Origin of the sequence: Arthrobacter sp. 754 (assembly GCF_040548695.1) — a bacterium.
Taxonomy (GTDB): Bacteria; Actinomycetota; Actinomycetes; order Actinomycetales; family Micrococcaceae; genus Arthrobacter.
Map to the genome: position 1 here is coordinate 902,709 of NZ_JBEPSC010000001.1, position 21,383 is coordinate 924,091.

At 66.7% G+C, this 21,383-nt stretch carries 22 protein-coding genes; 7 read left to right on the plus strand and 15 right to left on the minus strand.

Annotation, left to right across the window (positions count from 1 at the left end):
- Positions 1-46: 46 nt before the first annotated feature.
- Positions 47-1,258, plus strand: coding sequence for an AI-2E family transporter (locus tag ABIA70_RS04280; RefSeq protein WP_354146318.1), 1,212 nt, complete (start codon positions 47-49; stop codon positions 1,256-1,258).
- 147 nt (positions 1,259-1,405) lie between these two features.
- Here ABIA70_RS04280 and ABIA70_RS04285 read toward each other — a convergent pair whose 3' ends face one another.
- Positions 1,406-1,942: a hypothetical protein gene (locus tag ABIA70_RS04285; protein WP_354146319.1), complete on the minus strand. Its 537-nt coding sequence runs from the start codon at positions 1,940-1,942 to the stop codon at positions 1,406-1,408.
- A gap of 153 nt (positions 1,943-2,095) precedes the next feature.
- Between ABIA70_RS04285 and ABIA70_RS04290 the strand changes: the two genes are divergently transcribed.
- From ABIA70_RS04290 to ABIA70_RS04300, 3 genes are read left to right on the plus strand one after another with little or no spacing between them, the layout of a single operon-like run.
- Positions 2,096-2,386, plus strand: coding sequence for a hypothetical protein (locus tag ABIA70_RS04290; protein WP_354146320.1), 291 nt, complete (start codon positions 2,096-2,098; stop codon positions 2,384-2,386).
- Positions 2,387-2,388: 2 nt separating this feature from the next.
- Complete coding sequence (locus tag ABIA70_RS04295) at positions 2,389-3,216, plus strand: DUF1206 domain-containing protein (protein WP_354146321.1); 828 nt, start codon at positions 2,389-2,391, stop codon at positions 3,214-3,216.
- 41 nt (positions 3,217-3,257) lie between these two features.
- Positions 3,258-3,698 carry an SRPBCC family protein gene (locus ABIA70_RS04300; RefSeq protein WP_354146322.1) on the plus strand — a complete coding sequence of 147 codons (441 nt, stop codon included), beginning with the start codon at positions 3,258-3,260 and terminating at the stop codon, positions 3,696-3,698.
- Positions 3,699-3,800: 102 nt separating this feature from the next.
- Here the strand turns inward: ABIA70_RS04300 and ABIA70_RS04305 are convergent, their stop codons facing one another.
- The 4 genes from ABIA70_RS04305 to ABIA70_RS04320 form a co-directional block, all read right to left on the minus strand.
- Positions 3,801-4,187, minus strand: coding sequence for a hypothetical protein (locus ABIA70_RS04305; RefSeq protein ID WP_354146323.1), 387 nt, complete (start codon positions 4,185-4,187; stop codon positions 3,801-3,803).
- A gap of 166 nt (positions 4,188-4,353) precedes the next feature.
- On the minus strand, positions 4,354-5,820 hold the full coding sequence (locus tag ABIA70_RS04310) for an FAD-dependent oxidoreductase (RefSeq protein ID WP_354146324.1): 1,467 nt from the start codon (positions 5,818-5,820) through the stop codon (positions 4,354-4,356).
- Positions 5,821-5,843: 23 nt separating this feature from the next.
- On the minus strand, positions 5,844-7,103 hold the full coding sequence (gene cobA / locus ABIA70_RS04315) for a uroporphyrinogen-III C-methyltransferase (RefSeq protein WP_354146325.1): 1,260 nt from the start codon (positions 7,101-7,103) through the stop codon (positions 5,844-5,846).
- A 200-nt stretch (positions 7,104-7,303) separates the two neighbouring features.
- Positions 7,304-7,927, minus strand: coding sequence for a TetR/AcrR family transcriptional regulator (locus ABIA70_RS04320; RefSeq protein ID WP_354146326.1), 624 nt, complete (start codon positions 7,925-7,927; stop codon positions 7,304-7,306).
- A gap of 63 nt (positions 7,928-7,990) precedes the next feature.
- Between ABIA70_RS04320 and ABIA70_RS04325 the strand changes: the two genes are divergently transcribed.
- Positions 7,991-8,485 carry a cupin domain-containing protein gene (locus tag ABIA70_RS04325; protein WP_354146327.1) on the plus strand — a complete coding sequence of 165 codons (495 nt, stop codon included), beginning with the start codon at positions 7,991-7,993 and terminating at the stop codon, positions 8,483-8,485.
- Between the two features lie 284 nt (positions 8,486-8,769).
- Here ABIA70_RS04325 and ABIA70_RS04330 read toward each other — a convergent pair whose 3' ends face one another.
- The 9 genes from ABIA70_RS04330 to ABIA70_RS04370 all read right to left on the minus strand — a co-directional run bounded on the left by ABIA70_RS04330 (position 8,770) and on the right by ABIA70_RS04370 (position 18,856).
- Positions 8,770-9,723 carry an ABC transporter permease gene (locus ABIA70_RS04330; RefSeq protein ID WP_354146328.1) on the minus strand — a complete coding sequence of 318 codons (954 nt, stop codon included), beginning with the start codon at positions 9,721-9,723 and terminating at the stop codon, positions 8,770-8,772.
- Positions 9,713-10,438, minus strand: coding sequence for an ABC transporter ATP-binding protein (locus ABIA70_RS04335; protein ID WP_108598526.1), 726 nt, complete (start codon positions 10,436-10,438; stop codon positions 9,713-9,715). The genes ABIA70_RS04330 and ABIA70_RS04335 overlap by 11 nt, the downstream gene beginning before the upstream one ends.
- Positions 10,439-10,478: 40 nt before the next feature.
- Positions 10,479-11,624 (minus strand): ABC transporter substrate-binding protein, encoded by a 1,146-nt coding sequence (locus tag ABIA70_RS04340; protein ID WP_354146591.1) that lies wholly within the window; start codon positions 11,622-11,624, stop codon positions 10,479-10,481.
- Between the two features lie 130 nt (positions 11,625-11,754).
- Positions 11,755-12,921, minus strand: a complete 1,167-nt coding sequence (locus ABIA70_RS04345; RefSeq protein WP_354146329.1) for an RtcB family protein — start codon at positions 12,919-12,921, stop codon at positions 11,755-11,757.
- Positions 12,922-13,031: 110 nt separating this feature from the next.
- A complete protein-coding gene (locus tag ABIA70_RS04350) occupies positions 13,032-14,453 on the minus strand; it encodes a sulfate adenylyltransferase subunit 1 (protein ID WP_354146330.1) in 1,422 nt (473 codons plus the stop codon).
- Complete coding sequence (gene cysD / locus ABIA70_RS04355) at positions 14,454-15,401, minus strand: sulfate adenylyltransferase subunit CysD (protein WP_354146331.1); 948 nt, start codon at positions 15,399-15,401, stop codon at positions 14,454-14,456.
- Positions 15,398-16,144 carry a phosphoadenylyl-sulfate reductase gene (locus ABIA70_RS04360; RefSeq protein ID WP_502917170.1) on the minus strand — a complete coding sequence of 249 codons (747 nt, stop codon included), beginning with the start codon at positions 16,142-16,144 and terminating at the stop codon, positions 15,398-15,400. Before ABIA70_RS04360 ends, cysD begins: the two co-directional genes overlap by 4 nt.
- A 95-nt stretch (positions 16,145-16,239) precedes the next feature.
- Entirely contained in the window at positions 16,240-17,988 is a 1,749-nt protein-coding gene (locus ABIA70_RS04365) for a nitrite/sulfite reductase (protein WP_354146332.1), read from the minus strand.
- A gap of 133 nt (positions 17,989-18,121) precedes the next feature.
- Positions 18,122-18,856, minus strand: a complete 735-nt coding sequence (locus ABIA70_RS04370; protein ID WP_354146333.1) for a sirohydrochlorin chelatase — start codon at positions 18,854-18,856, stop codon at positions 18,122-18,124.
- A 61-nt stretch (positions 18,857-18,917) separates the two neighbouring features.
- Here ABIA70_RS04370 and ABIA70_RS04375 point away from each other — a divergent pair, with 61 nt between their 5' ends.
- Positions 18,918-19,661, plus strand: coding sequence for a trimeric intracellular cation channel family protein (locus ABIA70_RS04375; protein ID WP_354146334.1), 744 nt, complete (start codon positions 18,918-18,920; stop codon positions 19,659-19,661).
- Between the two features lie 14 nt (positions 19,662-19,675).
- The gene (locus ABIA70_RS04380; protein WP_354146335.1) at positions 19,676-20,101 is read left to right on the plus strand and encodes a hypothetical protein; all 426 of its coding nucleotides are present in this window, start codon (positions 19,676-19,678) and stop codon (positions 20,099-20,101) included.
- Positions 20,102-20,276: 175 nt separating this feature from the next.
- Here ABIA70_RS04380 and ABIA70_RS04385 read toward each other — a convergent pair whose 3' ends face one another.
- Positions 20,277-21,116: a type IV toxin-antitoxin system AbiEi family antitoxin domain-containing protein gene (locus ABIA70_RS04385; RefSeq protein WP_354146336.1), complete on the minus strand. Its 840-nt coding sequence runs from the start codon at positions 21,114-21,116 to the stop codon at positions 20,277-20,279.
- Positions 21,117-21,383: the final 267 nt, after the last annotated feature.

The window sequence follows — 21,383 nt, forward strand, 5'->3', positions numbered from 1 at the left end:
CTGGGTGCCGCGCGCACGCAGGGTGCCGGCCGATGAAGGAGCACCCATGGCGCAAGAAGCGCACCTGTCCGAGCACGAGCCGTCGCCGAAGCCGCCCGCGCCGCCGGGCAGCGCGGCCCAGCCACCTGCTGCGGCCGCATCCGGCACCCAGCCGCCGGGGCGAAAGCCGCCCAGCGCCCTGTGGGCCGACGCCTTGGGCCGGGTAGGAATCCGGTCCGCCCAGATCCTGCTGATCCTGGTAGTTGCTGCCGTGTCCGTTTACGCGCTGATGCAGATCAAGCTGCTCGTCATTCCCGTCCTGATCGCGCTGATTCTTGCCGCGGCAATCGGACCCTTCGTGAACATGCTCCGCCGCCGCGGCCTTCCCGGCGGCGCAGCCACCGCGGTGGCGTTTGTGGCCCTTCTGGTTGTGCTCGCCGGGGTGGGCACGGTTATCTACCTGTCGGTCCGAAACCAGTGGGCTGAACTGGCCGAGAAGGCCTCCGCCGGGCTCGACGAACTGGAGCAGTTCCTGATCAACGGCCCCATCCCGATAGACCCGGCCCAGCTGGACCAGGCCAGGGAGGGGATCATCCAGTTCGCCACCAGCAGCCAGGCCCGCTCCGGCGCCATCACCGGGTTGTCTGTGGTGACGGAATTCCTGGCTGGAGCCGGCCTGCTGCTGGTCATCCTGTTCTTCTTCCTCAAAGACGGCGCCAAGATCTGGAATTTCATGCTCCGCCCCTTCAAGGGTGAGCGCGAGGAGAAACTGCGCCGGGTGGGGCGCCGCACGCTGGAAGTACTGGGTGGCTACGTCCGAGGCACAGCCATCGTCGCCCTGGTGGATACCGTGGCCATCGGTGCAGCACTGCTGATCCTCCAGGTACCCCTGGCCATTCCGCTGGCCATCATCGTGTTCATCACGGCGTTCATCCCCCTGGTGGGCGCAACAGTTGCCGGCATCCTGGCGGCCCTGGTTGCCCTCGTTGCCAACGGTCCGGTGGTTGCCCTGATTGTGGTTGCCGTGGTGGTGGCGGTGAACCAGCTCGAGGGCGACCTGCTCCAGCCGATCGTGATGGGCAAATCCCTGCAGCTCCACGCCCTGGTGATCCTCATGGCCCTGACCGCCGGCACCATCCTGGCCGGGATCATCGGCGCCGTCCTGTCCGTCCCGCTCGCGGCCGTGGTGTGGGCGATCATCCAGGTGTGGACGGCCGAGGACCCGAACCTTCAGGACATGAACCCGGACCTCCCGCCGCCCAACACCCAGCCCGTCTGACGCTTCGCCGGGACAACGCACGACGTCGGGCAGGCACCTGGGTGCCGGCCCGACGTCGTACTTCCAACAACGCGGGGTCACTCCCCGCCCATTCAAGTCGCTGAATTGGGCACGGAGTGACCCCGCGATGCCGGTCTTGCCTGCTGGTTAGGAACGGAGGCCGGCGAAGACGTTCTTCGGGCGCTGCATTTCGCCGTGCTTGGCGCCAAGGATGATCACGGCACCGGCAAAGGCCGGGATGGCCCACTGGAGGACCTTGAGCTGCTGCTGTGCCGACTTCAGCTCATCCGAGGCTTCGGGCCGGGGCTCGGTGGCGCCCACCGCACCCTGGTCCGAGAGCTTGTCCACCTTCTTGCCGAGGATGCCTGCGTACAGCGTCACCGCTGCGCCGGCCACGGTCACTGCCGTCTTGATCACCGTGTCCCGTGCTACGCCGTCCTGCTTGGCGATCCGCTCCTTGTTCTCCCAGGCGATGGCGAGGTCCGCCGCCAGGTGCGAGACGAATGCCGCCGTCTGAATGGGCGCCCACTTCATCCAGCCGGAGCTGGAAAGCTTGGTGCGCTCGGCCGGGTCCTTGGCCTCCGCCGCGGCCCCGTTCAGTCCGATGGCTCCCATCAGCGATCCGCCAAACCACGCGCCGGCCGTCAGATCATGAATTGAGCGGGCCAGAAGATTTCCTGCCATGATGTGTTTCCTTACGTCGATTCGGTTCTGAGGTGCCGCTGGAGCGGTCTTCACCGCCGTGTCCCATCAAAGTCATGGTCAGCCCATGGTAAGCACACTTACTAATGTTACGAAACCCCGACTTCCAGTATGGTTGCGCGTAATATCGTCGCCATGGAAAACACTGGAACTTTGTTCGGCTGGGCGTTCGGCGATCCCGCCCGTCAGGATGACGAAGCGTACATCTCCGGCCTCGAGAAGGAAGCTCTGGAAAACGCCACTGAGACCGCCCGGGCCAAGGGTGTGGCCGTGGTTGCCGGCTCCGAAGTCTTCACCGCCCTCAGCGCAAATGACAGCCTGGTGGAGCTGGACCATGCTCCCGGCAAGCTCGTGGTCCGCTGCACCGTGCACGTCGAGGGACCCGGCGCCGCCAAGCTGCACGCCGAAGGACCCATGAACGGCTGACCATGTCCGATGCAGATTCCACCATCAGCGAGGCGGCTGACGCCGTCGAGGAGGCGTCGGACACCAAGGCGCTGGATGTTGTTGCGCGCTCGGGCTTTGCCGTGATGGCGCTGCTCCACATGATTGTGGGCGCCATCGCCATTGCTTTGGCCTTCGGTCAGCCGGGCCAGGCCGAGGCCACCGGCGCCATCGAGCAGCTCGCGGCGAACCCGTGGGGGCCTGCCGTGCTGTGGTCCTGCGTGGTTGCGTGCACCGGCCTGGCGCTTTGGCAGCTCAGTGAGGCAACGCTCCGTGCCCGGCACCTGCCCCGGAAGGAACAGCTGGGGAAGCTGGTTTCGTCCGGCTTTCTTTTTCTCGCCTACGGCAGCGTGGGACTCAGCTTCGCGAGTTTCGCCGTCGGGATGCGCGGGGACTCCGGCGACACAACGCGGGATTTCAGTACCGCCGTCCTTCATGCGCCCCTGGGTCTCCCGCTGCTCGTGGCTGTGGGCCTGGCAATCATGGGCGTGGGCGTCTACTTTGTGGTGAAGGGGGTGCGTCGCGGGTTCAAAGAAGAGCTGTTCCGGTTCGAGGGCAGGCGGCGCGGAAAGCTTATCGACTTGCTGGGCGTCACGGGGCACGTGGCCAAAGGGATCGCGCTCAACCTGGTCGGGCTGCTGTTCGTCATCGCCGCCGCGAAGCAGAGACCCGAGGAGTCCACGGGGCTGGACGGCAGCCTGAAGGCGCTTCGGGAACACCCTTATGGCCCCTACCTGCTGGTCGCGATCGGAGTCGGCTTCATCTGCTACGGCATCTTCGCGCTGGTCCGGGCCCGGTTCGGCCGGATGTAACCGCACGAGCAGCCACCAGATCCATCAACGGAAGGAAAGCCATGTCAACCGTGAGCCAACTGTTCAACTCCCCGGCGGAGGACGTCTGGAAGGTGATCGCCGACGGCTGGCTGTACTCCGGCTGGGTGGTGGGCGCCTCCCGGATCCGTGCAGTGGACGCACACTGGCCGGAGGTCGGCTCACGGCTCCACCACTCAGTGGGCGTCTGGCCGCTGGTGATCAACGACAGCTCGCGGGTGACCGCCGTCGAACCGGGCCGCTCCCTGGAACTGGTCGCACGGGGCTGGCCGCTGGGCGAGGCCAAGGTTGTCATCACGCTCGAGGACCGGGGAACGCAGTCCTTGGTGACCATTTCGGAGGACGCCATCCGCGGACCGGGCAAACTGGTTCCCAAGGCGCTGCGCAGCCCGGTGATCGATGTGCGGAACCGGGAAACCCTGAACCGGCTCGAACTCATGGCCGCCGGCGGGGCGGGGAACTAAAAGCAACGCGGGGTCACTCCGCGCCCAAAAAACCCGTCCGGGAAGGCGAAAAGTGACCCCGCGTTGGTTGTAGGCTGTCAGTCGCCTGGTTCCGGAGGGTGCCTATGCCGCGTCCGGGGCGCCGAGCCAGGTCTTCCATCTCCCGGGGTATCCGCCTGGCCGGGGGCCGAGTGCGCTAATGCGTTTCTTGTACCAGCGGTAGGCCCACACCGTCCACGCAATGACGACAACAAGCAGGACAGCGGTGATTACCAGGACGGAGTCTTTGGCCGAGTGATACTCGTAGTAGCCAGGCATTCCGTAAGCCAGTTCCCCGTTCACCAAGGGCGTCAGCAGCTCGATGAACCAGGTGAGGCAGTAGAAGAAGGCACCCATCACGGGCATCCCGGTCAGAAACGTCAGTAATCCATAGCCCACCAGCAGTTTCCGGCACCGCCTGTCCCACGCCGCGGCCTGTTCTTTCTGATCCAGCTCAAGTGCATGCGTCATCCGGTCCCCCAACCCAGTCAAAAACTCCTGTGCACATCCTACCCACGGAGGCTTCCTGGGGGCGGGTTAAGAAGCAACGCGGGGTCACTCTGCGCCCAATAAACCCGTCCGGGAGGGCGAAAAGTGACCCCGCGTTGGTTGTAGGGGGTGCGCTGGATGGATGGGGCTAGACCTGGGCGGCCACGCCGTCGCGGGAGATGGCTACCATGTCCTCGCGCGGCACCACCTTGATGCGCTCGCGCTTGACCTCAACACCGTGGGATCCGCCGGCCTCGGTGGCCGCGGCACCGAGCGCGAGCTCGTGGGCGTCCAGGGCGAGCCAGCCTTCCCAGCTGGTGAACTGAACGCCGCGGGCATCGAGGAGTTCGACGACGGCATGCGCTTCGGGAACGGCGGCAACCGGCAGGTTTTCGCGGTCCTCCAGCAGGTAGGTCACGGTCTCCAGTGCGTCGCCCTTGGTGTGGCCGATGAGGCCGACGGGTCCGCGCTTGATCCAGCCAGTGGCGTAGATGCCCGGCACGTGGGTGCCGGCGGCATCCAGGACGCGGCCGCCGTCGTTCGGTACAACGCCCTTCTTGTGGTCGAACTCGATCTCCGGCAGGGCCGAACCGAAGTAGCCGATCGCGCGGTACACGGCCTGGACCGGGTAGTCCACGAACTCGCCGGTGCCGCGGGCGTTGCCGGTGCCGTCCAGCTCGGTGCGCTCGAACTTCATGCCGGCAACGCGGCCGGGGGTCTCGGCGTCGTCGTAGATCTCCACCGGGCTGTGCAGGAAGTGCAGGTGCAGGCGGCGGGAGGCCTTGAGCTCGGAGAGGTCCTCGGGCTGCTCGGCGATCCAGTTGGTGAGCGTGCCAACCATGGTCTTGGTCTGGTTGTTGCTCTGGATCTGGCGGTCCGATTCCTCGTCGAACTCGAAGTCCTCGGCGTAGAGGATGATGTCCACGTCCTTGGAGTGGGAGAGTTCGCGGAGCTCCAGCGGGGTGAACTTGACCTGGGCGGGACCGCGGCGGCCGAAGACATGCACGTCAGTGACCGGGGAGTTTTTCAGGCCGGCGTAGACGTTGTCCGGGATCTCGGAGGCCAGGAGGTCGTCGGCGTGCTTGGACAGCACACGCGCCACGTCCAGGGCCACGTTGCCGTTGCCGATCACGGCGATTTCCTTGGCATCCAGCGGCCATTCGCGGGAAACGTCGGGGTGGCCGTCGTACCAGGAGACGAAGTCCGCGCCGCCGAAGGAGCCCTCAAGCTCGATGCCCGGAATGTTCAGGTCCGCGTCCTTGATGGCGCCGGTGGCGAAGATGACGGCGTCGTAGTGGGTGCGCAGGTCCTCGATGGAGATGTCCGTGCCGTAGTCCACGTTGCCGAAGAAGCGGATGTCGCCGCGGTCCAGGACCTTGTGCAGGGCGTTGACGATGCCCTTGATGCGCGGGTGGTCCGGGGCCACGCCGTAGCGGATCAGGCCGTAGGGTGCCGGGTAGCGGTCAAAGAGGTCGATGCTGACGGTCAGCTCGCCGCTCTTGACGGCTTCGCTCTTGGTGAGGATGTCCGCGGCGTAGACGCCGGCCGGGCCGGAGCCCACCACGGCGACGCGCAGCGGACGTTCGGCAGATCCTACGGAGGTGCTGGTTGACACGGCTGTGTTCCTTTTCTTCGAAGCTAGGAGGTGAGGACTCGGGGCTTGTTCGGGCTGGTGGTGCCGTAATCGGCGGTCTTGAAGTGCGACGGCGCGAACGGGCTGACGCGCACCACGTCACCGATGACAATCACAGCGGGATTCGCGACGCCGGCGGCTTCCGCCTGGTCGGCGATGGAACCAAGCGTGCCGATCGTCACGCGCTGATTCGGCAGATAGCCGTTCTCAACGATGCCAACCGGAGTGTCCTGAGGCAAACCGGCTCTGCCCAGGGCGGATGCGGAATCGCGGAGCGCGGCAACGCCCATCAGCAGGACGATGGTGTGGTCCGCGCGGGCGGGAACCTCGGACAGCTCCTCGTGGCCGGTGACCACGCTGAAACCCTTGGCCAGGCCGCGGTGCGTCACCGGGATGCCGGCGGCGGCGGGTACGGAGATGGCAGAGGTGACGCCGGAAACGACTTCAACCTCGACGCCGTGCTGCCGGCAGTATTCGGCTTCCTCGCCGCCCCGGCCCAGGACGTAGGGGTCCCCGCCCTTGAGCCGGACCACACGGTGACCCTTGAGGGCCTCCTCCACCAGGATCCGGTTGATCTCAGCCTGCGGTACGGGATGGTGGCCGGGGGTTTTGCCCACTTCGATCACGCGGACGTCCGGGGCGAGTTCGTTGAGCAGCTCGCGGGGGCCGAGGCGGTCAGCCACGACGACGTCGGCCTGGCCGAGGAGCCGTCGACCGCGGACGGTGATGAGTCCGGTGTCGCCGGGTCCGCCGCCCACGAGGGCCACTGATCCGGCCCCGCTGGCGCGGCGGCGGCGGAGCGGGAGGTCGCCGGTCTCCAGGGCGGTGGCGACGGCGTTGCGCAGGGCCATGGCGCGGCGCGGGTCTCCCCCGGCGTTCACGGCGATGTGCACATCATCGACAACCGCAACGGCGGGAGTCCAAGCGGCTGAGGCTTCGTGGTCGGAGGCGTTGACGCACCAGATGCGCTGCGCCTCGGCGTCGGCCGAGACCCGGGTGTCCACAGCGGGATCCCCGGTTGCGGTCTGGACGAACCAGACGCCGTCGACGTCTTCCGGGCGGTACGGTCGAGGCTCCCAGGTGAGGAGACCGGCGTCGGCCAGTTCGCGGAGCGCGGCGGAGGCAACGGGGGCGACCACGGTGACCCGGGCACCGGCGTCGAGCAGCCCCTTGGCGCGGCGCGCAGCCACGGGGCCGCCGCCCACCACCAGCACCGGGCGGCCGAGCAGCCGCAGCGCTGTGGGGTAAATATCCTGAATTGCCATGGATCAACGGTAGGTTGCCGTCACATTCGCCAACAACGGCGCGGAAACACCAGTTCACGTAAGGTAACGCTGCGTCACATAGGCCGGGCCGCCGTCGTCGTCGTAAGCACAACCCAGAAACCACCAACGCGGGGTCAGTCCCGGCCCGATAAATGATGGTTATTGGGCCGGGACTGACCCCTCGTTGGAGGGACGGCAGATCATTCGGCGGCCGGCAGCCCTCGTGACAGCGCCTGGTTGAGGAGTGCGTTCGCCGTCCACCGCATCGAGGCGACGGCGGCGTCCCTGCTCAGCCCGCCAATGTCGGTCAGCCAGACAAGCGCCTCAATTCCCGTGGCGCTGCGGATCGCCAGTACTAGCTGATGGATTTCCGCCTCCGTGAGCTGGCCCTGAAGCGGGGCAAGGGCCTCGGTGATCCAGGCGATCGCGCGGCCCTGACGAAGGGGCAGGCTGCGCTCCTGACCCTCTGCGGCTTCGAGGGACAGCCGCAGCATGGTCCGCTGCTGCGCCTCGGTCTCGATGATCATCCGGGTGAACTCGACTACCACGGCATCAACCCGCTCGGCTGCCCCCTCCGGCGGGTCCTCGGGCAGCATCGATTTCCGCCCGGTTTCCGGATGGGCCGCAGCCAAAAGCTCCCGCTGGCTGGGAAAGTACCGGTAGGCCGTACTCCGCGCGACCCCCGCAGCGAGGGCGGCCTCGTCCACGGTGGGGGTGGCACCGGACGCCACGATGTTCCGCGCCGCCGCTACCAGCGCATCCAGGGTGCGGCGCTTCTGCCCTGTTCTTCCGACGTCCAGATAAGGTCTTGACACGCCACTCATGATACACGAGTCTTGTTATGGGACATGTGTCCCATAAAGGTTCTCAACACCGAGGCGGACACCATGAAGACGAAGAATTCAGCATCAGCAATAATCCGCCAACCCGGCGAGGGGCAGAGGCGCTGGTTCTTCGGCGGCGGCGTGCAGACCTGGAAGGCCACCGAGGAGGACACGGCCGGGGCGTTCCTGCTCTTCGAGGATGAGATGGCCCTGAACAAGGTGACTCCCCTCCACACCCACCCGGAATCCGACGAAACGATGTACATCCTCTCCGGCGAGATTCTGATGAACATGGACGGTGTGGAGCACCGGGTCGCGGCCGGCGGGGTGACCATTGCACCGAGAGGCGTTCCGCACGCCTTCAAAGTCACGCAGGATGGAACCCGCGTGCTGTGCCTGCACACTCCGGGAGGCGCTCAGGCTTTCTATGTCGGCGCCAGCGAACCGCTCGCCGCCGGCGACGTTACGGGCATTGTGGACTTTGACCGCATCCGCGAATCCGGGCGGCTGAACGGCGGCATCGAGATCCTGGGGCCGCCGCCGTTCCCAAAGCCGTAGCTTCTGATGCAGCCGCAACGGGGCACATTGGCGGTATATGGCCTTGGACCGGCCCTTTTTGGCGGCGTGTCCGTGTCAATGTGCCCCGGCGCTGCGGGCTTTCGGACGCCGTTAGGTCGCCCAGCACGGCAGCGCACGACGGCGGGACTCGCCGTCGGGCTCTCCGTCGCGGGGTGCCGTCCCGGGGTTCCGTCGCCGGCCTAGAAGCAACGCGGGGTCAGATACGGCCCGATAACCGGTGTTTTTTGGGCTGGATCTGACCCCGCGTTGCAGGAAACAGAGGGCTAGCGGGTGCTGCCGGCGAGAAGGCCGCGGCTGCGGAGGAGGCGCTTCTCGATCGGCGCGAAGACAAGGAGTTCGATCAGGATGCCCACGGCCAGGATCAGCAGGATCGCGGCCATCACCACGGTCATGTCGGACAGGACGCGGCCCTGGTCCAGCAGCGAGCCCAGGCCGAAGCCGATGGTGCCGCCCACTGCAATGATTTCGGCGGCCATGAGGGAGCGCCACGAGAACGCCCAGCCCTGCTTCAGCCCGCCGAGGTAGCCGGGCAGGGCCGCGGGAAGGACAATCTGCAGCGCCATCTGCAGGCGGTTAGCACCAAGGACGGTCCCCACGCGGCGGTACTGCGGCGGAATCTGGTCCACGCCGGAGATCAGGCCGTTGATGATGGACGGGATGGCGCCCATGAACACCACGAAGTAGACGGTGGCGTCGGTAAGGCCGAACCAGATGATCGCGGCCGGAACCCAGGCCACCGACGGCAGCACCTGCAGGCCGGAAATCAGCGGGCCGAACGCCCGGCGCAGCGGCGCTACCTGGGCCAGCAGCAGCCCCACCGGAGTAGCAATCGCCACAGAAATCAGGAACCCCACGATGCCGCGCTGGAGCGAGGTCCATACAGCCTCCTGCAGCTTGCCCTCGCCCCACAGCACGCCGATCTGGCCCAGCACATCGAGCGGGCCGGGAACCAGGTCGCGGCGCTTGACACCGAGGGAGACGTAGAACTGCCAGACCAGGACCAGGACCACCAGGGCGGCAACCGGCAAGAGGATGCGGCTCCAGTCGATCCGGTGCTTGCGTGCGGCGTCGGACTGCAGGGAATCCAGGCCTGCTTCAAGCTCGCGCAGATCCTCGTTCCCGGTGGACGAGCGGGTCAACGCGGCGTGGACCTTTTCCGTGGAAGCGTGCTCCGCTACCGGCTTCTCTTCGGCCAGAGGGGTGGGGTTATTTGGCATGGCGGCGGATCTCCTCGCGCAGCCGGGCGGTGATGACCCCGGTCAGCTGGCCGGCCAGGCCGGCGTCGGTTCGGTGTTCCTCGGAGACAGCCCATTCCTGGACCACCCGGCCGGGGCGGGACGAGAGCAGCAGGACGCGCTGGCCCAGCCGCACGGCCTCGCGGACGTTGTGTGTGACAAAGACGATTGTGCGCCCGGTTTCCTTCCAGATGCGTTCCAGCTCGTCGTGGAGGAGGTCGCGGGTGATGGCGTCGAGCGCGGCAAAAGGCTCGTCCATCAGCAGCAGCTGCCGGTCCTGCGCGAGCGAGCGGGCCAGTGCCACGCGCTGGCGCATACCGCCGGAGAGCTCGTGCGGGCGCTTGTCCCCGGCCTCGCCGAGGTGCACCAGATCCAGGAGCTCATCTGCCTTGACCCGGCGCTGCGACTTGCCAACGCCGCGCAGCTTCAATGCCAGCTCGATGTTCTCCCGCGCCGTCAGCCACGGGAAAAGTGCGGCGTCCTGGAACATAAATGCGGCACCGTCGCTGGGCACTTCGAGGGCGCCCGACGTCGGGACTTCCAGTCCCGCCATGATGTTCAACAGGGTGGATTTGCCGCAGCCGGACGCACCGAGGAGGGCGACGAACTCGCCCGCGCCGATGGTGGCGTTGACGTCGTCCAGCACCGGGGCGCCGTCGCCGAAGCGCTTGCCCAGGTTTTCCAGTACGACTGGCATGGTCCCGTCCTTAGGTTGGTGGATGGCTTGTAACGCGGGGTCAGTCCTGGCCGAGGCCGGCGGCTGAGATGTGCTGTCCGGCACTTCCCGCTGCGAGGACTTCGTTCAGCGCGCGGAGTTCGAACAGGCCGGAGATGTCGGCCTGCTTGGTGGTGCCGGCCTCCACCCCGTCCTTGAGCAGCTTGGGGTAGGTACCGGCGAGCGGGTCAACGGTGAAGACAACGTTCTGCAGGGACCTGTCCAGGACGTCGGCCGGGAGGGCAGCGCCGGCGGATTCCTGCAGGGCGGCATTGATGGCCGCGGACTTCTCAGCCACAGGTGTGTTGTTGAGCCAGGCCACGGACTCGGTGTGGCCCTTGAGCAGGGCCTTCACGGTCTCAGGGTGCGCGGCGGCAAATTTCCTGTTCACGATCAGGATGGTGGTGGGAAACTCACCGGGCTTGCCCGAGGCGGAACCGTCCCAGAGGTCCTTTTCATCCACCAGCACGTGCGCGCCCGCAGTCAGCACCAGGCGGGAGGCCCACGGCTCGGGCAACCACGCGCCGTCGAGCTTTCCGTCCTGGAAAAGCTTCAGCGTCTGGGCGTTCTCGGTGGGGTTGATGGCGACGTCGCCGCTGCCGTCCACGTTGGTTTTGTAGCCCTGGCCGGAAAGCCAGGCGCGGAGGGCCACGTCCTGCGTGCCGCCCAGCTGCGGGGAGGCGAGGGTTTTGCCGCGGAGGTCGGCGGCGGAGGTGATGTCCGGTTTCACCACCAGCTGGGCACCGCCCGCGGCGGCACCGGCGATGACGCTGATGGACTCGCCACGGCTCTTGACAAACGAATTGATCGCCGGGTTCGGGCCGATGTACGTGGCGTCGATGGCACCGGCGTTCAGCGCTTCGATGGCGGCCGGACCGGCATTGAATGTCTCGGTGCTGAGCTTAGTGCTGCCGAGGTTCCGCGCCAGGATTCCCTGTTTCAGTCCCACCAGCGCCGGGGCGTGGGTCAGGTTTCCGAAGTAGCCCAGCTTCAGCTCGGCGGCCGGGGTGGGCTCGGGTGTTGCGGCCTGCGCGTCCGTGTTACGGGAGATGGTGGACGCCACCACGGCGCCGACGGCGATCAGGAGGACCAGACCGATAGCCAGGAAAGCCTCGATGGCACGCTTGCGCTGGGGAGCTGCGCTTTCGCCTGCCACGATGCGGATCATCCCGGGCTTGGAACTAGTCATTGTTTCACCATAGGGAGTGTCATAAACCCGTTCAATGACGCGGAAACGGGGGGTCACGCTGGTTCATCTAGCGTCACATTGAGTGGCTTGGGGACGGTCTCCGCGGACTTCAGTTGCCCTTGACGTTGACGAGCTGGCGCAGCTTGTGCCGTACCTTCACGAGGTCCGCGGCGTCGCGCATCACCACGTCGATGGGCTTGTACGCGGCCGGGATTTCGTCGATGAATGCCTCGCTGGCCCGGAACTCGATGCCGTGCATGGCCTGCTTGAGTTCTGTCAATGAGAAGGTTTTGCGGGCGGCGTTCCGGGAGTATTCGCGGCCGGCACCGTGCGGGGAGGAGTTCAGGGAGGCCGGGTTCCCCAGTCCTTCAACAACGTACGACGCCGTCCCCATGGACCCCGGAATAAGTCCCGGATCGCCCCGCTCGGCTTTGATGGCGCCCTTCCGCGACACCCACACCGACTTGCCGTAGTGCGTCTCGAGCTGGGTGAAGTTGTGGTGGCAGTTGATCCGCTCCCGTTCCTTGACCGGCCCGCCTACCCAATTGCGGAACTGCATGAGGACGCGGTCCATCATTTCCTCGCGGTTCAGCAGGGCAAAGTGCTGGGCCCAGCGCAGCTCCTCGATGTACCTCCTGAACTCCGGCGTGCCCTCTTCCAGGTACGCCAGGTCCGGATCGGGCACGCGGGTCCCGCGCTTGCTGGTGACACTCTGGGCGACGCCGATGTGGTGCTGGGCGATCTTGTTGCCCACGCCGCGTGAGCCGGAGTGCAGGAACAGCCAGACGGCGTCGTTCTCGTCCGCGGAGACCTCAATGAAGTGGTTGCCCGAGCCAAGCGAGCCCAGCTGCAGGTCCCATTTCTCCACATACTGGGCGGGATTGAAGCCGGCTTTGGCTGCCAGCTTCGAAAGCTCGGCGACCCGCGGAACGGCGGTGGCCTGGACCATCCTGTTGTTGTGGCCGGCAGACAGCGGGATGGCGCGCTCGATGGCCTCACGCAGGGGTTTCCGGTTCCTGGGCAGGTCCTTCACCAGATACTGGGTCCGCACGGCGATCATGCCGCAGCCGATGTCCACCCCGACCGCGGCCGGAATAATCGCGTGCAGGGTGGGAATGACCGAGCCCACGGTGGCGCCCTTGCCCAAATGCGCGTCCGGCATCAGGGCCAGGTGCGGGTAGATGATGGGCAGCGTGGCCGTGGCGAGGGCCTGTTCGCGGGTCTTCTCTTCCAGGATCGAGGCCCAGTTGATGAGCTTGCTGTTGATGGTCTCCACCGCGTCGCCTCCCTCCCTTTAAGGATACGGAACGGCAAAACCGCGGCCTGTTCGCGGAACCGGCCCGTGAAGGTCCGGATCTGCGAACAAGCCGCGGTCTCGGGTAAAACTCAGATCGAGTAGCGCTCGTCCTCGTGGTCGCCCGGGTGGTCCTTGACCAGGCCCGCGGCCAGCGTGTTGCCGTCCAGCGGGTCGATGACCAGGAACGCGCCGGTGCGGCGGTGGTGCGTGTAGTTCTCCAGCGGCAGCGGGGCCGCGAGCCGGAGCTGCGCGTGGCCGATGTCGTTGAGCTCCAGGCTTGAGGTGGCTTCGAGCTTGAACGAAGCAAGGTCCAGCTTGCCGCTGACGTTGCGGACCAGCGCCTGGACGGTGCGGGTGCCGTGCTTCACCAGCACCTTGGCACCCTCCCGCAAAGGCTTCGGCGACAGCCAGCAGAGGGCGGCGTACAGGTCGGCGGAGGATTCGCGGACGGTCCCGGCGGCGGCGATGGTGTCACCGCGGGCGACGTCGAATTCCTCAGCCAGGCGGATCGCCACGGACTGCGGGGCGAACGCTTCCTGCAGGGACTCACCGGCGAAGTCGATGCCCACCACGGTGGTGGTGCGGGCAGCCTGGCCGGGCGTCAGCACCGACACGGAATCCCCCACCTTCACGGAACCTTCGGTGATCTGGCCGGCGTAGGCGCGGTAGTCGCGGTAGGCCTCAACATCCAGGCCTGCGGCAACGGCGTCGGGAGCCAGCGCACCCTGCGGCCGGATGACCAGCTGCACGGGGAAGCGGAAGCTCTCCAGCTGCGTGTCGATCTCGTCGGCGGCGGGCAGGGTTTCCAGGACCTCCAGCAGGGCCGGGCCGTCGTACCAGGGGGTGCGTTCGGACCGGTCCACCACGTTGTCGCCGTCGAGGGCGGACACCGGGATGACCAGCAGGTCGTCGATGTGGTCGGCGGTGCCCAGCTCGCCGGAGCCGATGCCCAGTTCGCGGGCCACCTGCTGCACGTCGGCCTGGATTTCGCGGAACACTGACTCGCTGAAGTCCACGAGGTCGATCTTGTTCACGGCCACAATCACGTGCGCCACGCGCAGCAGCTGCAGCACGGACAGGTGCCGGCGGGTCTGCTCCAGGACACCCTTGCGGGCGTCAATGAGTACGACGACGGCATCCGCCGTGGACGCGCCGGTCACCGTGTTCTTGGTGTACTGCACGTGTCCGGGGCAGTCCGCGAGGATGAAGCTGCGCTGGTCCGTGGCGAAGTAGCGGTAGGCCACGTCGATGGTGATGCCCTGTTCACGCTCGGCGCGCAGGCCGTCGGTCAGGAGGGCGAGGTCGATCCCGCCCTTCTCGCCGCCGAAGCCGCGGTCCGAGGAGGTGCGGGCAACGGCGTCGAGCGTGTCAGCGAGGATCGCCTTGGAGTCGTGCAGGAGGCGGCCCACCAAGGTGGACTTCCCGTCGTCGACCGATCCTGCGGTGGCAAAGCGGAAGAGTGTGGTGGGCAGGGCTGTTTCCAGCTCGGCGGCCAAAGTGTCGATGCTCATTTAGAAGTAACCATCCTTCTTGCGGTCTTCCATGGCTGCCTCGGAGATGCGGTCATCTGCGCGGGTGGCACCACGTTCGGTGATGGTGGAGGCTGCAACTTCAATCACGACGTCGCCCACGGTGGCGGCGGCCGATTCAACGGCGCCTGTGCAGGACATGTCGCCCACGGTTCGGTACCGGACCGTCTTGGTGATGACTTCCTCGTGCGGCAGCGGCTGGGAAACCTCGCCCACCGCGCGCCACATGCCGTCGCGGGCAAACACTTCGCGGTCATGGGCGTAGTACAGGCCCGGCAGCTCGATGTTCTCGCGTTCGATGTAGCGCCAGATGTCCAGCTCGGTCCAGTTGCTGATGGGGAACGCGCGGACGTGCTGGCCCACGGTGTGGCGGCCGTTGTACAGGTTCCACAGCTCGGGGCGCTGGTTGCGCGGATCCCACTGGCCGAACTCGTCCCGGAGGCTCAGGATGCGCTCCTTGGCGCGGGCCTTGTCCTCGTCACGGCGGCCGCCGCCGAACACGGCGTCGAACTTGTTCTGCTGAATCGCGTCCAGCAGCGGGACGGTCTGCAGCGGGTTGCGGGTGCCGTCGGCACGCTCGGCGAGCTCGCCGCGGTCGATGAACTCCTGGACGGAGCCGACGACGAGCTTCAGTCCCAGCCGCTCGACAGTCCGGTCGCGGAAGTCGATGACCTCGGGGAAGTTGTGCCCCGTGTCCACGTGCAGGACGGGGAACGGGACCTTGCCCGGCCAGAACGCCTTGGTGGCCAGGTGCAGCATCACCACGGAGTCTTTGCCGCCGGAGAACAGAAGTGCGGGCTTCTCGAACTCGGCAACAACCTCGCGGATGATGTGGATCGCTTCGGATTCGAGGGTGTCCAGGCTGGAAAGGCGCGTGGAAACGGCAGCTTCAGTCACCTGACTGGACTCCTCAGTTAGGAAAGTGCTCATACGTGTAGTCCGCATTCTGTCTTGTCGGTGCCTGCCCAGCGGCCGGCGCGGGGGTCATCGCCCGGCGCAACCTTCCGGGTGCAGGGCTGGCAGCCGATCGAGGGGTAACCCTGGGAAAGCAGCGGGTTGACGGGCAGGAGGTTGTCATCGGAGTACTGGACCAGCTGGTCGAAGCTCCACGCGGCCACCGGGTTGACCTTGACCAGGCCATTGACCTCGTCCCAGGTCACCAGCGGGGTGTTGGTCCGCGTGGGGGCCTCGTCTCGGCGGACGCCGGTGAACCAGAGTTCGTAGCCGGCCAGGGTGCGGCGCAGCGGGGCAACCTTGCGGAGGGCGCAGCACTGGGCGGCGTCGCGGGCGAACAGGTCCTTGCCCAGGAGCCGGTCCTGCTGCTCCACGGTGTTCTCCGGCAGCACGTCCACGACGTTGACGCGGAGGTTCGCGGCCACCTCGTCACGCGTGGCGTAGGTTTCCGGGAAGTGGTAGCCGGTTTCCAGGAACAGGACGTCGACGCCGGGCATCTGGTCCGCGACCAGCGCCGGGAGGACGGCGTCGGCCATGGAGCACGCGACCGCTACTGCGGAGAGGTCGAAGTTGCGCTCCACCCAGGCGATCACGTCGCGGGCCGGGGCGTCCCAGCCGAGCTCGGCGGCACCGGACTCCGCGATGGCCTTGAGCTCGTCGTGGGTGCGGAGGGTGGGCGCCGCGGCAGGCGATGCCGCCCCCGCCCCTTCGCCGCGCAGCTGATCTTCGATCAGCTCAGCGCGCGGCTCCGACAGGCCCGATGCCACTCCCTGGGCGGCATCGCCTGCCACTGGAACTCCTGCTGCGTGTTTGCTCACTGGAGGGCCTCCTCATCTGCTGCGTGGGCCCACTCGGCGAAGGTTTGGCCTTCGGCGCGCTGGGCGACGAACGTGCGGACGACGCGCTCGACGTAGTCGGGCAGGTCCTCGACGTAGACCTTGAGGCCGCGGACGGTGCGTCCCAGTCCTGCTTCCTCGCGGTCGCTGGAAGCCAGCCCGCCGCCCAGGTGGACCTGGAAACCCGGGGTGGGGTCGCCGTCGGGCGTTGGCAGCATCATGCCCTTGAGGCCGATGTCCGCGGTCTGGATGCGGGCGCAGGAGTTGGGGCAGCCGTTGATGTGCAGGGACAGCGCGTGCGGCAGTTCGCCGGACTCGGTGAGGTCTGCCAGGCGGCGTTCCAGTTCGGCGACGGCGGTGGCTGCGGTGACCTTCGTTTCCACGATGGCCAGCTTGCAGTACTCGATGCCGGTGCAGGCGATGGTGCCTCGGCGGAAGACGGACGGGCGGGCGGACAGGCCCAGGGTGTCCAGCTCGGCCACGAGTGGCTCCACCTGCTCCTTGGGAACGTCCAGCACAACGAGCTTCTGGTGGGGGGTGGTGCGCAGGCGGTAGGAGCCGCGGGATTCCAGGGTGTCCGCAAGCTTGACCAGCTGCGCGCCGGAGAGACGGCCGGCCAGCGGGGTGGCGCCGATGAAGAACTTGCCGTCCTTCTGCTCGTGCACGCCGATGTGGTCGCCCGGGGAGGTGGGCTTGGGGGCGGCGGGACCGTCGGCCAGCTTGTAGCCGAGGTACTCGTCCTCGAGGATCTGGCGGAACTTCTCCGGACCCCAGTCAGCCATCAGGAACTTCAGGCGGGCCTTGGTGCGCATGCGGCGGTAACCGTAGTCGCGGAAGATGCTGGTGACGCCGAGCCATACTTCGGCAGCTTCCTCGGGGCGGACGAACGCGCCGAGGCGCTTGCCCAGGATCGGGTTGGTGGAGAGCGCGCCGCCGGCCCAGAGGTCGTAGCCGACGCCGAGTTCGGGGTGCCTGACTCCAACCAAGGCGAAGTCGTTGATCTCGTGGACCACGTCCTGGCTGGGGTGGCCGGTGATGGCGGTCTTGTATTTGCGCGGCAGGTTGGAGAGCAGCGGGTTGCCGATGAAGCGTTCGCCCAGCTCTTCGATCAGCGGCGTGGGGTCGATGATCTCGTCCTTGGCGATGCCGGCAACCGGGGAGCCAAGGATGACGCGCGGGACGTCGCCGCAGGCCTCGGTAGTGGACAGGCCAACACCTTCCAGGCGGGTCCAGATCTCGGGGATGTCCTCCACGCGGATCCAGTGCAGCTGGATGTTCTGGCGGTCGGTGAGGTCGGCGGAATCCCGGGCGAAATCAACGGAAATCTGGCCGATGACGCGCAGCTGCTCGGTGGTGAGCGCGCCGCCGTCGATCCTTACCCGGAGCATGAAGTACTTGTCCTCGAGCTCGTGCGGCTCAAGCGTTGCGGTCTTGCCGCCGTCGATCCCGGGCTTGCGCTGGGTGTACAGGCCCCACCAGCGGAAGCGGCCGTGCAGGTCCTGGCCGGGGATGGAGTCGAAGCCCTCTTTGGAGTAGATGGACTCGATACGCTCGCGCACGTTCAGGCCGTCGTCTTCCTGTTTCCAGGTTTCGTTGGCATTCAGCGGTGTTTTGCCGTCCACTTTCCACTGCCCGTGCGGCTTGGCGGCGGGGCGGTTGGCGGTGCGTGCGGGGCGCTTGGTGGCAGCGGGGTCCGCGGACGCTCCGGCTAGAGCTGTATCAGTCATGCATCGACTGTAGGGTGCCCGCGAAGGGCGTCACAAAGGTCCGGAAACGTTGAGTCACCTAGGGAAACATTTCGTCACGAAACGCCGAAGAGCCTTGAAGATGCCCTGCCGCTGTGCTTCCCGGGACCCTTCCCTAGTGCCCGCCGGCGACGGCGACGTCGTACCTGTCCAGCGCGATTTCGGCGAGCACGGGCGATGGCAGCAGCGGCTCCGTGACGAGGTCGGCACCCGCCTTGCCCAGCTGGTCGTGGAAGAAGCCCGGCGCCAGCAGGTAGGACGCGATCACCACCCGGCCGCCCAGGTCCACGGCTCCCGCGGACTCCCCCGCCCCGGCACCCCCGGCCGCTTCCTCGCGGAGCATGGCGACGGCGTCGGGCACTGACGGCTTGGCCGAGGCACCGTAGGCGGCCACGATCCGGTTGCTCCGCAACTCACGGAGCTGGCCAAGGAGCTCCTCCACGCTGATGGCGGCGTTGGGGTTCGACGAGCCCGCGGCGGCGAGGACGATCAGGTCGCGGTCGGTGACGCCGGCCTCGCGGAGGCGCTGGTCCAGGAGCGCCGCAAGCCTCGGATCAGGGCCCAATGGCGAGGCGGCCAGGCTCCCCGGCCTGCTCTTCACGGCCCGCGCGATGTCCACTTTAACGTGGTATCCCACGCTCAAAAGCAAGGGCACGACGACGGCTTCCGCACCCTCGGGCAGGCCTGCCACCACGTCCACCAGGTCAGGCTGCTGGACGTCCACATACGCTTCCCGCACGTCAAGGCCGGGGCGCAGCGCGGCGATGCCGGCGCGCAGGGCGTTGACCTCGGCCGCACCCTGGGCGCTGGACGTCCCGTGGGCACAGGCGATCATGATCGGGTTATTCATAGGGGCTAGCGTAACGTTGGAGCCGCCCTGTCCGCCCAACTTTCACGTAGCCGGGACACCGATGACCTTCGCCTTTGACAACGCTCCCGTGTGGCTGGACCTGCTGGGCGTGTTCTTCTTCGCGGTGTCCGGCTCCCTGCTGGCGGCGCGGAAGAACATCGACATTGTGGGTTCTCTGCTCCTGGCCTCCCTCGTGGGCCTGGGCGGCGGCGTGATCCGCGACCTCATCCTCGCCAGCGGCCCGCCCGCCGCCTTCACCAACCCCGCGTACCTGTTCCCGCCGCTGCTGGCCACGGTCCTGGTCTACTTCCTGTACACCAGTGTTAAGCGGTTCAAGTCGCTGCTTACCCTGTTCGACGCCGGCGGGCTGGCCCTGTTCTGCATGACCGGCACGGTGAAGGCCCTTGCTGCCGGCATGCATCCCGTGGCGGCTGTGCTGTTGGGCGTCATGACGGCGGTGGGTGGCGGCCTGCTGCGGGACGTGACGGCCAATGAGGTGCCGGAGCTTTTCAACCCCAAGGACATCTACGCCCTGCCCGCGTTCCTGGGGTCTGCGCTGACGGCTGTTCTCTGGGTTGCGGGCGGCTTCAACGTGCTCTCCGCGGCTGCCGTTGCCGCCGTCGTCTTCACTTTCCGGGTCCTGGCCTGGCGCCGCCACTGGCAGGCGCCGCTGGCGGTGCATGGCTGGCAGCGGCGGGGTGGGAACGGGGGCTCGGCGGGTGGTCCTTCGGCCGGTCCTTCGGGCGGTTCACCCGGCGGCTCTTCCGGCGGCTCTCCGGGCGGATTTTCGGGTCCCGGCGATTAGCTAGGATTAGAGCCATGACTGACATGTTCCTCGAGAAATTCCGCGCGCTGGTTCCGAAGTATCTCGAAGACGAATGGCAGGAAGAGGACGGCATTTCCACGGAGGAGCTGGAAGCTGCCCTCGCCGAACACCAGTTCCAGGTTCCGCTGGTGCTGAAGGAGTTCTATCAGGCGGTCGGCGGCTGCGAGGACCTCATGGAGGCCTACCACTACTTCTGGGATCCGGAAGAACTGGAAGTCGACGACGAAGGCTTCCTGATGTTCCTCGAGGACGAAGAGGAACAGTTCACCTGGGGCATCCGCGTCGGCGACCTCAGCGTCCCGGACCCCATCGTGTACCGCCGCAACAACGCCCGCGGCCAGTGGAAATCCGAGGAAGGCACCTTCTCCGAATTCGTCTTCGACATGTTCGAGTGGGCCTTCAACGACGAAGAGGACTAAGCCCTCTCCCCCTTCAGGTCCGCGTACCGCTGCCAGGTTCGAGGCCGCCGCCCAACCAAAACGGGGCACATTGACACGGACTCGCCGCTCATTGGGCCCGTTTCCGCAGTTACGTAACCCAAGGTGCACCACGACGGCGGGACTCACCTCCCGCTGAACCCTACGACGGCGGGACTCACCTTGCGCCGAAGGCTCCCTGCCGGCACAACTCGAGTACCTCCATCACCTGGGCCACCATCTGCTCAGGGTGATGGACGACGTCGTCGTAGCCAAATCTGAGGCCGAGGCGCCCGCCAACTAAGGTGGCATTGTTGCGCTTTCGGTCCTTTTTCACTTGGCGAGGCTCCAAGTGGGTGTCTCCGTCGGTCTCCACAACGAGGCAATCCTCAATCAGGAAATCCACCTCTCCCACTCCTGGAATCTCTACATGCCGCCGCACCTGTAGACCCGCACGGCGGAAGTGGTAGTCGGCCAGCACCTCCAGCAGGGAGTCCGCCCGCGGGATGACGTTGTCGAGGAGGGCCCTGGCGCGGGCATTACGGTTCCCGGGGAGCTTGCGCCGCAGGAAGTCCAGGGTGATGTCGCCACGTTGGGCTGCACACTGGAGCATGACAAGCGACTCCACCGTGGGCAGGCAGCGCAGACAATGAATCAGTACGTCGGCCAGGCCAGCGACCGGCAACCAGGGGTGGGTGGGATGAGGGCACCGACCATGAGCCAGGGTTCCCGGTGGCGCCGTCTTGTGTCCCGGACTCAGATGGACAGAAGACGCTTCATGGAGAGTCCATAGCCGGTAGGTCGGGGCGGCCGACAGGCACGTGACCAGGGCATTGTGCTGCAGCGCCATGCCGAATGCTCCCGCCACACGCGGCGTGCTGTAGACACCTCGCCGAATCCTGACAATGCGCCCGGCGGCCAACGCCTTCTCGAGGTGGGTCCGCGAGAATCCTGCCCCACGGAGCGTCGATGCCCGGGCTACGCCGGCGCGGGCACCAAGGAAAGTTTGAATATCCATGGCTCCAAAGTGCCCCCGCACCGCAGCAGATGGCGGGCCCAAGCTGCGCCATGTGGAAAAGACTGCCGTCGCAGGGCACTTCGACACGGACTCGCCGCCTTCAGACCGAGGACTAAATCCAAGCGGCCGCAAAGTGCCCCACGAAAGGGGCGAGGAAGCCTGTGACACACCTATAACAGCAGGCTTGCGCTTTGTGACAAACCTGTCATAGACTATTCACGGATCCGCTAAACGCCTCCGGCGGATCTGATGCGAACGGAGAAATAG